At 27.1% G+C, this 14,354-nt stretch carries 14 protein-coding genes; 7 read left to right on the top strand and 7 right to left on the bottom strand.

What is annotated here, in order from left to right; all coding sequences use genetic code 11:
* Nucleotides 1–44 precede the first annotated feature (44 nt).
* Nucleotides 45–1,268, top strand: coding sequence for an MFS transporter (locus ACRC8M_RS02805; protein ID WP_438527751.1), 1,224 nt, complete (start codon nt 45–47; stop codon nt 1,266–1,268).
* 112 nt (nt 1,269–1,380) lie between these two features.
* On the opposite strand, the gene rlmF is transcribed toward ACRC8M_RS02805, so the two are convergent.
* Complete coding sequence (gene rlmF / locus ACRC8M_RS02810) at nt 1,381–2,277, bottom strand: 23S rRNA (adenine(1618)-N(6))-methyltransferase RlmF (protein WP_438527752.1); 897 nt, start codon at nt 2,275–2,277, stop codon at nt 1,381–1,383.
* Between the two features lie 569 nt (nt 2,278–2,846).
* On the opposite strand from rlmF, the gene ACRC8M_RS02815 reads away from it, so the two are divergent.
* Nucleotides 2,847–3,077, top strand: a complete 231-nt coding sequence (locus tag ACRC8M_RS02815) for a hypothetical protein (RefSeq protein WP_438527753.1) — start codon at nt 2,847–2,849, stop codon at nt 3,075–3,077.
* 430 nt (nt 3,078–3,507) lie between these two features.
* Here ACRC8M_RS02815 and ACRC8M_RS02820 read toward each other — a convergent pair whose 3' ends face one another.
* On the bottom strand, nt 3,508–3,933 hold the full coding sequence (locus tag ACRC8M_RS02820; protein ID WP_438527754.1) for a GNAT family N-acetyltransferase: 426 nt from the start codon (nt 3,931–3,933) through the stop codon (nt 3,508–3,510).
* Nucleotides 3,934–4,070: 137 nt separating this feature from the next.
* Here ACRC8M_RS02820 and ACRC8M_RS02825 point away from each other — a divergent pair, with 137 nt between their 5' ends.
* Nucleotides 4,071–4,826, top strand: a complete 756-nt coding sequence (locus tag ACRC8M_RS02825; protein WP_438527755.1) for a class I SAM-dependent methyltransferase — start codon at nt 4,071–4,073, stop codon at nt 4,824–4,826.
* 14 nt (nt 4,827–4,840) lie between these two features.
* Here ACRC8M_RS02825 and ACRC8M_RS02830 read toward each other — a convergent pair whose 3' ends face one another.
* A complete protein-coding gene (locus tag ACRC8M_RS02830; protein ID WP_438527756.1) occupies nt 4,841–6,355 on the bottom strand; it encodes an ABC transporter substrate-binding protein in 1,515 nt (504 codons plus the stop codon).
* 290 nt (nt 6,356–6,645) lie between these two features.
* Here ACRC8M_RS02830 and ACRC8M_RS02835 point away from each other — a divergent pair, with 290 nt between their 5' ends.
* A complete protein-coding gene (locus ACRC8M_RS02835) occupies nt 6,646–7,014 on the top strand; it encodes a hypothetical protein (RefSeq protein WP_438527757.1) in 369 nt (122 codons plus the stop codon).
* Nucleotides 7,015–7,387: 373 nt separating this feature from the next.
* Here the strand turns inward: ACRC8M_RS02835 and ACRC8M_RS02840 are convergent, their stop codons facing one another.
* On the bottom strand, nt 7,388–7,585 hold the full coding sequence (locus ACRC8M_RS02840; RefSeq protein WP_438527758.1) for a cold-shock protein: 198 nt from the start codon (nt 7,583–7,585) through the stop codon (nt 7,388–7,390).
* Nucleotides 7,586–7,951: 366 nt separating this feature from the next.
* Here ACRC8M_RS02840 and ACRC8M_RS02845 point away from each other — a divergent pair, with 366 nt between their 5' ends.
* Together ACRC8M_RS02845 and ACRC8M_RS02850 are read left to right on the top strand one after the other, a co-directional pair.
* The gene (locus tag ACRC8M_RS02845) at nt 7,952–8,887 is read left to right on the top strand and encodes a TRM11 family SAM-dependent methyltransferase (RefSeq protein ID WP_438527759.1); all 936 of its coding nucleotides are present in this window, start codon (nt 7,952–7,954) and stop codon (nt 8,885–8,887) included.
* Between the two features lie 343 nt (nt 8,888–9,230).
* A complete protein-coding gene (locus tag ACRC8M_RS02850) occupies nt 9,231–10,208 on the top strand; it encodes a beta-ketoacyl-ACP synthase 3 (RefSeq protein WP_438527760.1) in 978 nt (325 codons plus the stop codon).
* 276 nt (nt 10,209–10,484) lie between these two features.
* Here the strand turns inward: ACRC8M_RS02850 and ACRC8M_RS02855 are convergent, their stop codons facing one another.
* On the bottom strand, nt 10,485–10,988 hold the full coding sequence (locus ACRC8M_RS02855; RefSeq protein ID WP_438527761.1) for a GNAT family N-acetyltransferase: 504 nt from the start codon (nt 10,986–10,988) through the stop codon (nt 10,485–10,487).
* Nucleotides 10,989–11,235: 247 nt separating this feature from the next.
* Between ACRC8M_RS02855 and msrA the strand changes: the two genes are divergently transcribed.
* Entirely contained in the window at nt 11,236–11,817 is a 582-nt protein-coding gene (gene msrA / locus ACRC8M_RS02860; protein WP_438527762.1) for a peptide-methionine (S)-S-oxide reductase MsrA, read from the top strand.
* 79 nt (nt 11,818–11,896) lie between these two features.
* Here the strand turns inward: msrA and ACRC8M_RS02865 are convergent, their stop codons facing one another.
* Nucleotides 11,897–13,261 (bottom strand): ATP-binding protein, encoded by a 1,365-nt coding sequence (locus ACRC8M_RS02865; RefSeq protein WP_438527763.1) that lies wholly within the window; start codon nt 13,259–13,261, stop codon nt 11,897–11,899.
* Nucleotides 13,262–13,423: 162 nt separating this feature from the next.
* On the bottom strand, nt 13,424–14,239 hold the full coding sequence (locus tag ACRC8M_RS02870) for a nitroreductase family protein (protein ID WP_438527764.1): 816 nt from the start codon (nt 14,237–14,239) through the stop codon (nt 13,424–13,426).
* Between the last annotated feature and the right edge of the window lie 115 nt (nt 14,240–14,354).

Consider the following 14,354-nt stretch of genomic DNA (forward strand, 5'->3'; position numbering starts at 1 on the left):
CAATAAAAATGTCAACATGAATATTTAAACATAAGGAGAGTTTTATGTCACAATTTAAAACCCAAAATACCCAAGCCTTGGCTCAAGAAATTTCTTATCAGTCTACAATAAATGCATGCTATCTAGGAAATTTTATTCAAGCCATTGTTATAAATCTACCAGCTTTACTTTTTGTTATTTTTAGAGAAACTTTTAATTTAAATTATCAACAGTTAGGATTTTTAGTTTTTATAAATTTTACTACCCAAATTGCTGTAGATCTAATTTTTAGTGGAATAGTTGATAAATATGGATTTAGGAGATTTGTTGTAGCTGCTCATATCTCTGTTTTTATAGGACTTACTTTATTTGGATTAGTTCCTATACTACCATATGATACCTACACTCTTTTAGTCATCTCTACAGTCATTTTTTCTTGTGGCGGAGGTATTTTAGAACTTCTTTTAAGTCCAATTGTCAATTCTATTCCCACTGATGAAAAAGCCTCAGCTATGGCAATTCTTCACTCTTTTTATGCTTGGGGACAGTTTACTGTAATAGTTTTAACAGCCTTACTTTTATCACTTTTAGGTAATAGTTTATGGTATTTGATAGTTTTTATGTGGTCTATTCCAGCTTTAATAAATAGCTATCTTTTTTTTGTAGCACCTCTTGCTCCACCTCTTGAAGAAAATCTTAGGCAAAAAAGCAGAGACCTTATAAAAATTCCATTTTTTCTTGTAGCTATAGCTACCATAGCTTTTAGTGGAGCTACAGAGGTTTCAATAGCACAGTGGAGTTCTGCCTTTGCTGAACAGGTCCTTCATCTTCCTAAAATTACAGGTGATTTTGGTGGAATTGCAATGTTCGCCATATTTTTAGGAGTAGGAAGAGTTATCTATGGAAAATATAGTAATAAAATAGATTTAACTAAAATTATGATTTTAGGAGCTATTCTTGCATTTTTATGCTATATAACATTAGCCCTATCTACAATAAAAATTCTATCTTTAATGGCCATTGCTATAGGTGGATTAGCTGTGAGTCTTTTATGGCCTGGAACTTTAGTTCTTACTTCTGAAAGATTTCCCATGGCAGGAGCTTCCATGTTTGCAATTATGGCTGCAGGTGGAGATTTAGGAGCTGCTCTTGGACCTTGGCTTATAGGGAGTGTCGCAGAATTATCAGGTTTTGGACTTCGTGGAGGAGTATTTCTAGGCTCAATTTTTCCTATAGGAACACTTTTATGCATACTATGGATGAAAAGAGAAATTAGAAAAAACAATTAACTACAGATAAAAAAATTACCTATAGAATAGATTCGTATAAAAATAGCGAGTCTATCAAATAGGTAATTTTTATATAGTAATATAACGTGACTTTTTATGAGTACAATAAGATTTATCTTTCTTTTTTATTAAAAGTCCAAGCTAAAACTCTACTTATTTTTTGTCCTTGGCTCATCTCTAAAACTTGACACTTAGCTCCTAATTTTTCAAGAACTTTTATAGTTGGTTTTACATTTTCTTTATTTGAAATTAAAGATGTAAAATAATATACTTGCGAAGCAAAAACAGCACTCTCTTTAGCCATTTTTTTTAAGAACAAACGCTCTCCACCTGGACACCATAACTCAGCTTTTTGTCCTCCAAAATTTAGTCCTTTTTGAATATTTTTATTTCCCTTATTTAAATTATCAACTTTTCTCTGATTAGCTTTTAAAGCATCCTCTAAAGATGAATGAAAAGGTGGATTACACATAGTTAAATCAAATCTATCATTTTTTTCAATAACTCCTACAAATATGTGGTTTCTATCTTTTTGAAGTTTAAGTTTTACTTTATTTTTTAAATTTTCATTTGAATCTATTATTTTTTGAGCGTTCTCAATAGACTTAGGATCTATATCTGAAGCCGTATAGTTCCAGCCAAAAGTTTGACTACCTATAATTGGATAGATACAGTTTGCTCCAGTTCCTATATCTAATACATTTATATTTTTCTTCTTAGTTAATAAATCTGCTATATAATGGATGTAATCTGCTCTTCCAGGTATGGGTGGACATAGAAAACCTGCAGGAATATCCCAATTTTCAATATTATAATATGTTTTTATTAACGCTTTATTTAAACAGATAACAGCTTGGTTATCACTAAAATCTATTGTATCTTCACCAATTGGATTTTTTATAATAAATGATTTTAATTCAGGCAACCTTTCAATTAAAATCTTAAAATCATATCTTCCTTTATGAGGATTGTTTGGATGCAGCTCCCCTTTTTTTATTTCTTTTTTCAATAGAAACACTCCTTGTATCTTAATGTTTATTTTTAATTTTATTTATATATTTTAACATTAAATCTTAGGTTTGTTAATACTTTGAGGTTTTTTGTATTTTTCAATAAAAAAAGTAGAGGGCAACCATCACAAATCCCTCTACTTTACTACTAAATCACCTTTGAATAACTTTAAAACTTTCAATCATTTCATTTAAAAATCTAAAAAACTTCTTAAAAATAAATTAATCTACTAACGTTTAAATCTATTACCTCAACATAATAGTTAGACAAAACAACTTCATAATTTGTTAAAACTTTTTAAAAACCCTCCTTTTAAAATTAAAACATCTTCGAAACTGTGTGATGGCTATTTTTACTACTTTAAATCTTTTTTATCCTCTAACTATTATCATATCTTTTAGACGTTTTTTTCTTAAAAAAAGTTTGAAAAAAGTTTGAAATACAAAAAATAGAAAGAGCCTCTGGCCGTAATAGAGTGCCCAAAAATATTGGAATTCTTGTAATTTCTTCGTTCAGGTGCTAAAATATAAAGTATATCTTACTTGAGAAAAAAGGGGGGTGATAACAATGATATTACTTAATAGTTTCAAAGGTAAAAAAGTAAATATATATTTTACAAAAGATAGCTTACTTGATACGATTCACAATGTAATTTTAAAAAATGTAGACTCTAATTTTTTTGAGGTTGAAAATGATGATAGCACTAGAAATAGAATTTATTCTATTTCTTCAATTGTAAGTGTTGAAGAATGTCGGGAACCAGCCCCGTATTATGAAGCTAGCACTAATAATTTATAACTTTATTGAATTCCTAAATAAAAGTTTTAATCTTTGTAGAGATAAATGAAATTAACTGTATCGGCTAGTGAAAATATTGGATTATAACGAAAAAAGGATTAGGCTATTTAAGCTTAATCCTTTAACTTTTTATCATAATTCCAAACAGTCATAAAAATTAAATTTATTTCAAATAAAATTTATATTCATAGATTACAAATGACATCCTTCTAGAAGTGACCCTATTATTACTAAAAGTTGATAAAACGGCTTTCTTAGCCTTTCCTATTCCTTGAAATAATTCAATATTTTTTAATAAACAAAATTTTTTCAAATACTTAAAGTTAGAAAAAATAGCCATCACACAATTTATTTTTTCTAACTATTTAAAGAACAAAAGTAGGAAGAATCTGTGATGACTGTCCTCTACTTTTTTTATTTTTTTATTTTTTTATTTCTTTTCCCATGTCATAAAAAACTCTTTCTCACCTGTGTTCTCATCAAGATTTTCAGATATTACTTTAAAATTTTCTCTCTTATAAAAATTTATTGCACGTGAGTTTTTTATATATACACTTAGAGAAAGATTTTCTTTCTTTTCTTTTGCATAGTATAATAACTCCCTTCCTATTCCTTTAGATTGACACTCAACTAATATAAAAATACCAGCAATATAGTTATCCACAAGACCTATAAATCCCTTAATTTCATTATCCATTTCATAAACATATACCTCTGCCTGAGGTAAAATATCTTGCACTTCATCAAACTTTTCTAACCAATAACTCTCAGGAATAAAGTCATGAGCTCTTTTATTTGTCTCAAACCAAATTTGAATTACCACATCAATATCTTTTGTTTCTAATTTTCTAATCACTATCATTCTCCTGTAAATTTTTATTTAATTTTATTATAGGTTATTATACTTTTTTTATCAATCAAATTATAATAACTTGAAAACATTGATGGAATATGCTACTATTACAAAACAAATCTTTTATCAGGGGGAAAAAGATGTCACTTAAAACAGAGTATCAAAATCAACAACAATATAGAAAATGGAATTTAATTGTTAATAAACTGCCAATTAAAAGTGATTATGTCGTTGCAGAACTCGGTTGCGGAACAGGCACTTTTGCAGAAATTCTTTCTAAAAAGATAAAAGAAGTTATAGCGATAGACTTAAATCAAAATCTACTTGAAATTTTACAGAATAAAAAAATTGACAATATCACAATTTTACAAAAGGATATCTATAATTTAAACTATATCCCAAAACAAATTGACGGAATATTTTCTAGCTTTGCTATTGCTTATTTTCCAAATAAAATGGAACAAATATTAAAAAACTGGTTTGACAAATTAAAAAATGGGGGATGGGTTGCAATTATTGAAATTGATGATCTTTTACGAGGCCATACTCCACTCTCTAAAGAAACTCTAAATAAATTAGAAGTATTTGAAAATAGAACTAAGAATAATGGAATTTATGACTTTAGAGCTGGTCGAAAAATCTCTCCAATTTTAAAAAATCTAGGAATGAAAATTTTTCTTGATGAAGATTTAGAGGATTCTGAACTAACTAGCTCTGGTATACTCTCTGATGAGATTTATACAATGTGGGAAAATCGTCTTAACCGATTATCATTTGATAAGTTTTTTCAAAAAGAAGAGATTGAATCAATAAAAGCTGATTTTTTATCTCTTCTTAAAAACTCTAAACATATTAATCAAACTAAAGTCAAATTCATTATAGCTAAAAAACCTTAATCTTTTTTCTATAATTATTTTAACTCTTTTCCAACGTTATAAAATCTGTGCATCCCACTTGGATGTGGTTCAAAATTTGATATGTTTTTATTAACTCCAGCAATAACTTTTCTTGTAAATGAGATTGCCATAACCCCTTCCTCTTGAATTATTTGGCAAACCTCTTGATAATAAACCTCTCTTTTTTTATCATCAATCTCCTCTTTAGCTAAAGTTAAAAGTTCATTAACTTTTGGATTTGAATAGAAAAATCTATTTCCAGGAGCTCCTATAAACTTCTCATTGAAAACAGTTAACGCTTCCTCTCCATCACCAGTTGGTGATGTTTTTCCCAAATGAAACATCTGATGCTTTCCATTAGATGTTTCACTTATAAAAGTTCCCCACTCTAAAGGGTTTATAGTTAAATTTATCCCAATATCCTTTAATTGTGCTTGAATTATTTGGGATATCTGCATACTATCACTATTACTATGAATTGTTATAGAGAGATTTAAATCCTCCTTATTTTCAACTTTATCCAAATACTCTTTAGCTTTATCTATATCTTGGCTATACTTAACTCTATTCTCCGTGTACCCAAACATATTCTTAGCTAAAGGTGAATTTATACTTTCAGCATATGTTCCTAAAACTGTTCCCAATATTTCATCTGAATTTAGAGCATAGATTATTGCCTTTCTTAAATTCTCATCTTTTAACTTTAAATCTTTCAAATTGAACCCTATAAACTCTATTGCCAATGGATTAACTGTCATTAACTCCAATTTAGGATTTTTTATAACTTGTTCTGCATCAATAGGAGAAACAGCATAAGCTACGTCAATCTCTTCTGTTTCCAATCCAATAACTCTATTTGTAGCTTCTGGAATACTCTTAAAAACTAACTTATCAATATTTGGATTTTTAAAAGTATGTTCTTTATTACTTTTTAAAACAATCTTGTCCCCTGTTACCCATTCTTCTAAGACGAAAGCCCCTGTTCCAACAGGGTTTTGACCAAATTTATTTCCATACTCATTAACAGCCTTTTCACTCACAATTGAAGCTCCTGGATCAGCTAAAAATTTTAAAAGTGTTTTCGTAAGATATTTTGTATTTATATCAAAAGTTTTATCATCTATCTTTTCAATACTCTCAATGCTTTCACCAATTGCTCCAACTATTTTAGAATTCTTAACTCTATTTAAAGAGAATATAATATCTTCAACTTTTAATAAATCCCCATTATGAAACTTAATACCTTCTTTTAGTTTAAATCTAATTTTAGTAGGAGTGACGTATTCCCAATTTTCAGCTAAACCATCTTTTAACTCCATGTTTTTATCTACTTCTACTAAAGTATCGTAAACTTGGACTATAACTTCAAGTGATCTCTTATCATTAGTTCCCTGAGGATCCAAGCTTTTAGCTGCACCTACCTGAGCTGCAATAACCTCTTTTTTAATCTCACTCTTTTCCTTTTTATTGCAAGAAGCTACCAAAATTATTACTATAACTAAATATAATAATCTCAATTTTCTTTTCATATTTTCTCTCCTTTTTAATGTCTAAAAAGACACGAACTCTTTATCTATTCTTAATATGGTATCATTTTTTCTAAAGTATTTCTAGATAACTTTTTTTAAACTTTTGTTCGTAATACTATTTTTCTTTATATAAAAATACTCAAGATGAGCTTGTTAAATTTTATAATTCAATTTTTTATTAAAAAAAAGTAATAATATAATTTTAATCCCCCAAGAGAGGCTCTCCTCCTTTTTTGAAAAATTTCTAATTTTATATGATATAATACTTTTATAAAAAAGGAGGTTACAAAGTGAAAAAAATATGGTTAACATTAATTTTAATAATGTCCAGTTTATTAGGTTGTAAGAGTCTTGAAGAGAAAAAAGAAAACTCAATTAAAATAAATCTTATTGGAAATATTGTACCTAAAGATAATTTAACAGTTTTACTTTTTGCATATGATAATAGAATAGCTGATAAAAAGGCTGATTTAGTTAGAAAAGAAAGTATTGTACTGAAAGAACATGAAAATATTATTGAGTTTATAGTTCCAAAAGATACTCGAACTTATTACATCTCTTTAGATAATAAAGAGACTTATTCTTTAGATTATAGTAGTGGTAGTATTCAAAATCTTGAATTTACGCAAGTAAACAATATAAAAGTAAATAAAAAATAGTAGCTCACAATAAAGTGAACCCTATATTAAGTAAGTATTTAAAATTTTAATTCTTTTAGATAGACATAAACAGTACTTTTTTGCATATTATATTTACATAGTGATAAATATAATATTTCCCATAGTGTAATTGCATTCTTAATATTTTTTTTATAATCAAATGTTTTTAAGTTAAGATTGTTAATATTTTTTTTAGTAAAGACTCCATAAATATACCTTTCAAAATAAGAATAAATTTCTTCTTCCGTTTTTAATTGCTTTAAAACTTTCAGTATATAAAACTCCAATTTTTCAATTTTAATTTGCTCTATATCAATCACCTCTGAAATTTAGTATAAAAAAAGAGTTCCTCAATGGAACTCTTGATATATTATTATTTTGATATAATATTCTCAGCTTGTAATCCTCTGTCACCTTTAGCAACATCAAATTCTACCTCTTCATTTTCCTTTAAAGTTTTAAATCCATCTTTTTTTATTTGTGAAAAATGTGCAAAAACATCCTTCCCATCTTCACCAGTTATAAATCCAAACCCTTTTTCTTCGTTAAACCATTTTACTGTACCTTTCATCTAAGTACCTCCGTTATTTTTTGTTAGTAACAAACAACTCAACATAATAACATTCTAAAAAAGTACTCATTTAAAATAGTCTTTCAAAATCTTTTATTAACTTGTCTATATCTTTACTACTTCTTAAGTATAACATACATCTAAATTTAAATCAAGTTTTTTTATTTTTAAATGTTTATTTTTTGAAAATAATGTTATTAATTTTATACAAAATATTTTATATGTAATCTATACATACAACAACTTATACTATGTGTCTGATAATGAAACAATCCTGTATTTTAAAAATTTATAGACTAACTGTGATAATTAACATAAAATATTTTATACTTATTTAACAAAATAAATTTAGAAGGAACGTGAAATATGAATCAAGTTTTAAAGTATATGTATATAGTCAATTATCCAACATTTGAAGAAGAGCTTTGTCTATTAGAAATGAGAGCTGTTTTTGGAAAAATACCCGATGAAAAAACTTTATTTTCAAATATAGAATTTAATCCATCTAATAGTCCTTTTATAAAGACTCGTTTAGATATTCTGTATGAGAAAGATACTATAGAGGAGCTTTTAGTTGAAATTAATAAAGATACAACAATTTATAATAATTTTAAACTAGAATATGTAAGATTAAATAATAACAATAATGTTTCTTATGAGGAAAGGTTAGATTTGATAAAAAAACTTTCTATGAATATTATAGGTACTCATAATTTTAAAAATCCTGAATTTAATTTTGGTGTAACTAAAGTTGACGGTAAATGGTTATTTGGTATTGATAATAAAAATAACTATAAATGGCATGCTCATGACAATAAACCGTGTTCTTATTCTAATTCATTAGGTGTTAAAGTCGCTAAAGCTGTTGTTAATATTGCTAACAATGGTTTAAAAGAAAAAACTATTATAGACCCTTGTTGTGGAGTTGGAACTACAATAGTTGAAGCACTAGATGCTGGGTATCAAATAGAGGGTTATGAAATTAATAAACATATTGCTAAAAATGCAAATATTAATTTAGAATTTTATGGATTTGAACCTATCGTTGTAAATGACGATATGCATAACATAAAAAAGAAGTATGATAGTTCTATAATCGATATTCCTTATGGTCTTTTTAGTCATACTTCTGAAGATGAACAACAAGATATAATTAATACAGCTCGAAGAATTTCAAATAAAATAATTTTAATCTCTTTTGAAGAGCACGATTCAATGATAGCTAAAGCTAGATTTAAAATAGTTGATAGATGTGTTGTTACAAAGGGAAGATTTAAAAGATTTATAGTGGTCGCTGAATAATTTTTTATTTATAATTAAAAATATTAAAAAAATAAATTAAATTTAAAACTTTTTTATCAAACCTATTGTCTAAATATTATAAAAAGTGTTATAAAGTAGTAATATAATTTAATCCCCTAAAAAAGAGCCTCCCCCCTAGAGGCTCTTTCCCTTTTTTGAAACTTCTCTTTACTTATTTAATTTCATATGTAAAATTGGATAAGGATTGCCGTGGTCATCAAATTCAGATTTTTTATAGTTTATTTTTTTTAATTCATGTATAATATTTTAACTTTATAATTTAATACCTTTATCTAGAAAAATTAATCTTTAATAAAAAATATCAAATTCTAAAGGAGCCCTTATGAGAGTACAAATTATCAAAACAGGAAAAAAAGTTCCATATAAAAAAATTACAAATTTTGATTTAGAAAAAATTTTAGACACTACTGACGAATGGATTAAAGATAGAACTGGTATAATTAGTAGATTTATTTCTACAAATGAAACAGCAACTTCTCTATCTATTGAAGCTTGTCAAGATTTGCTTAAAGAAAATGATATTAATTTATCTGAAATTGGATTAATTATCTGTGCCACAATGACACCAGACACTATTATTCCAACAGTTTCTGCAAATATAAAAAAAGCTTTAAAAATTGACCATTGTATCACATTTGATATTAATGTTGCTTGCTCTGGATTTTTATATGCTTTATCAGTTGCAGAAAGTATGATGAAAAATTTAGGTATTAAAAAAGGCATTGTTGTGGGAGTAGATTTGAATAGTCAACTTATAGATTGGAAAGATCGAGGAACTGCAATTGTATTCGGTGACGGTGCTGGTTCAGTTTTATTATCCTATGATATAAACGACACTTCTGGAATTATCTCAACATTTTTAGATAATATTGATGACACTGAAAATTCTTTAATCTTAAAAAATATTTCTTATAAAACACCATTTAATAATTTAAAAAATGAGTTTGAATTTTTTAAACTAGAAATGCTTGGTCCAAAGGTTATGAAATTCGCTATAAATGCCATAAATACTTCTATTTCATCTGTTATAAATTCAGCTAAAGTATCTTTAAATGAAATAAAGTATATTGTACCTCATCAAGCTAACCAAAGAATAATTGATGCCGCTGTTAAAAATTTAAAAATACCTAAAGAGAAGTTTTATATAAATATAAAAAATTATGCTAATACTTCAGCAGGTTCAATACCTATTGCTTTGGATGAATTAAACAAAAATAATCTTTTAAAAAAAGGAGACTATATTATTTTAGTTGGATTTGGTGGGGGACTGTCTTTTGGAGCGATTCTATTAAAGTGGTAATAATTTAGATTTTTAGGAAATATAACTTATTTATAAAGAGGCAAACTTTGATGATAAAGATTGCCTCTTTGTTTACACTACACTCAGTGTTTTAATATTATTTTGAAAGACCCTTTCATCAATTACTTCATCCCTTAAAACTACACTTTCTCATTTCACTTAAAAAAGCCTCTAACTCTTTCTTTTCTTCAAGAGTTAATGTTTCTTTATTCAAAAGTTCTTGAAATCTTTTCTCATCCATATAGCTTCTCCTTTCTAAATAGAATCTATTAGCTTTTAAATCTTTTTATAATTTTCAGATAATTTTTTTAAATTTTCACCAGTTACTCTAAATGTTGTCCACTCATCCATAGACTCTGCCCCTAATTTTTTATAAAATTCAATAGACGACTTATTCCAATCAAGACACCACCACTCTAGTCTTCCACAATCTCTTTCCTCACATAAAGTAGCCAAATATCCTAACATCTGTTTTCCAAACTCTCTTCCCCTAAAAGCTGGCTTTACGTATAAATCTTCTAAATATATCCCAGGTTTCCCTAAAAATGTAGAAAAATTATGAAAAAATAAAGCAAACCCTATAGGCTTTCCATTTAATTCTGCTATTATGACTTCAGCCATATTTCTTTTAAAGAGAGACTCTCTCAAAATCTCCTCTGTTGCTACTACTTCGGAAAGTAATTTTTCATAATCAGCTAACTCTTTTATAAATTTTAAAATCAAACTTATATCCTCTTCTTTTGCAATTCTAATTTTAAACTCCTGTTTTTTATCTAACATCCGTCCCTCCAATTAAAATTTTTCTAATTTTATCTCAAACTTAATATACCTTATCTTGACCATCTTTGCAAATATTTAAACTCATTTTTATTAAATTTTGATATTGTACATGTCCTCTCTATGTCTATCATATCAACTACAATAAAATCTATTAAAAATAATAATATTTTTACTTATTAAAGGTTTTTATTAATATTTTTAGTAATGAATATATAAGAAAAAATTTAAATTTTGAGGAGAAATACTTATGAATAAGATAAAATTTTTACTAATATCAATGATGACTTTAAGTACAGTTTCTATGGCTGAGATAAAAGTAGCCTATTTAGCTGGAGGATGCTTTTGGTGTACAGAAGCTGATATGGAAAAAGTTCCTGGAGTTGTAGATGTAATTTCTGGATACTCAGGTGGACACATAAAAAATCCTACGTATGATCAAGTGTCTGGTGGAACTACAGGGCATATTGAATCAATAGAGGTAAAATATGATAGTGACAAAATTAGTTATTCTCAACTGCTACATAGTTTTTTAAAGGGAGTTGATCCCACTGATGGAAATGGGCAGTTTGTAGATCGAGGATATCAGTATTCTCCAGCTATTTTCTATCAAAATATAAATGAGGAGAATCTTGCAAAAAAAGCTTTAAATCAAATACAAAAAGAAGGACATTTTTCTGAGATAAATGTCAGACTTCTTCCATTTGATAAATTTTATGTTGCTGAAGAGTATCACCAAGATTATTATAAAAAAAATCCTATAAGATATAAGTACTATAGATATCGTTCTGGTAGAGATCAATTTTTAGAAAAAGTTTGGGGAAAAAATTAAAAATACCTTATATAAAAAATAAAAGGAAGCTTTTAAAAGGCTTCCGTTTTTATATACAAGATTTTTTATCTATTTTATTTTAAAAATCACTTAAAATAATTGTAGAATCCTTTTGACTAGCCTCTATAAGTTCATCACTAAATCCAGATTTTGAAAATAACATATAGTACTCTTTACGAGAACCATTTTTCCATTTAACAGCTTTAGCTTTCTCTTTAAGTTTATAAAGAACGCTCAAACCCACATGCTTATTTGACCACTTGCATTCACCAAATAAAACTTCATCCTCTCCCAGAGCAACTATATCTATCTCCTCATTTTTGTCCCACCATCTCCCAAGGTTTTTTATAGGGAATGGAATTTTACTATCCCACATTAAAGTTTCCCTTGAAAGATCCTCGTAGACTTTTGAAACCCAAAGGTCGAAAGTAGTTTTAATCTTTTCTAAAGGGTAGGTTAAGTTTTCTATCTCCAAATAACTTTGGTATGGATAAACATAGTTAAACCAAAAGTTCAAATAGTTATCCTTTATCTTATAAAGTGCCTTTTTACTATTTTTTATATCCTCAGTTACAGGGATCTCTTTTTCAAGAATATCTAATTCTATAAGCTTAGAGATATATGGAGTTAACCCATTAGATGGAATCTCAAGCTGTGATGAGATAGAAGACATCTTTGTATTCCCAACAGCTATAGATTGTAAAATAGAGAAATATCTAGACAGATCGTTTATTTCCTCTTGAAGTAAAAATTTAGGCTCAGAGTACAAATAGTTATCTCTATCAAAAATATTATGTTCTATGTTCCAAAGAGGAGTTCTCTCTCTATTAAAACTTAAAATATATTTTGGAATTCCTCCAGTGATTGAGTACATCTCAATTAATGAATGGTGTGATTTCTCTTTAAAAAACTCTGGATAATATTTAAAATCTATTGGCTTTAACTTTATCTGAGCTGTTCTTCTTCCAAATAGTGGACTATCATAAGCTAAAGCCTCTGAGTACATCATAGATATTAGGGACCCACAAAGAATTATCATAATATTTTTATCCTTTAACTTCTCATCAAAAATTCTTTGGAATATAGATGAGAAACTTTTATTTACCATACAAAGGTATTGAAACTCATCAATTACTAAAACAAACTTCTCATCTCCAAGTTTATTTATAAAATAATCAAATAATGTATCCCAATCTTTTATCTCAATCTTTTTTACAAAATCATCATTGAAGTACTCCCCCAATTGATTTTTAAATCTATTTATTTGAATCGTTTCATTCTGTTTATCTGCAAAGAAATAAAAAGCTTTCTTGTCTTTTATAAACTCTTTTATAAGAGTTGTCTTTCCCACTCTTCTTCTACCGTAGATGACAGTGAAACTTAAGTTTTTTTCAAACTCCCTATTTAAAGTTTTCATCTCTTTTTGTCTATTTATAAAATTCATAATATCACCTCATCTATATTATATAATTTTAATTATAATAATTCAAATTATAATAATTAAGATTATTATACAATGTAGCCTTATATTTTCCTAAAAAATTTATAAATAATTTAAGAACTTTTAAGTTATTTGAAGGTGATTTAATATATCTCTTTGTTCAATCTATTTCCATGTAATATCTGGAGATTTTCTAGGTACTGTTCTAAAATATCTTACATTAGGATACCCAACTATCATGCAAGAAACTATATTTTGATTTTCCTTAATTCCTAAAAACTCTTTTATACTAGGATCTCTTTCACAAGCTCTTATAAGAAAGCCACTAAAAACTGATCCTAATCCTAAGGTATCAATCATAAGCTTCATATTAGCTGAAGCTATCCCAGCATTTAAAGGGTTCTCTGATGTAACTACTATTAAAACTGGTGCTTTATAGAATAATCTATCATTTCCTAAAGGATTTGAAATATAATCATTATACATTTCAATCCACATCTTAGCATATCTTATTTGTAACTTATTTATTGAGCTTTCTAAAACTTCTTTTCCAAAATCATTTAATATTTCTAAAGTCATTTTTCTAAGTTCTTGAAGTTTATCTTTTACTACTATATATTTTACATTTTGCGTATTTCCAGAAGTAGGTGCAAATCTTCCAGCTTCTATTATTTTTAAAATCTTTTCATTTTCTATATCTTGATTTTTAAAGTTTCTTATAGTTCTTTTATATTTTATGAAATTTAAAAGATTATCTGATTCAATATCGAAATCATCTTTGTTATATTCAATTACTTCATTCATATCATAATCATCTGTAGAAATAGCTTTTGTTGGGCAAATAGCAATGCAATGTCCACACTTAACACAAGCACTGTTTTTTATTGAAGCTTTTTTTTCAATAAATTCGATATCTCTAACAGGGCAATCTTTTATGCATGCTCCACAACTTATACATTTTTCACTATTCACTTTAAACATTTTAAACTCTCCTTTTTTAAAAAAATATGCTAAATCATATAATATAAAAAATTTTATAAAAAATCAAATTTTTTTAGAAAACCTAAAAATAAATAAAAATCATGGAAAATAATAC

Origin of the sequence: Cetobacterium sp. (assembly GCF_051653945.1) — a bacterium.
Classification (GTDB): Bacteria; Fusobacteriota; Fusobacteriia; order Fusobacteriales; family Fusobacteriaceae; genus Cetobacterium_A.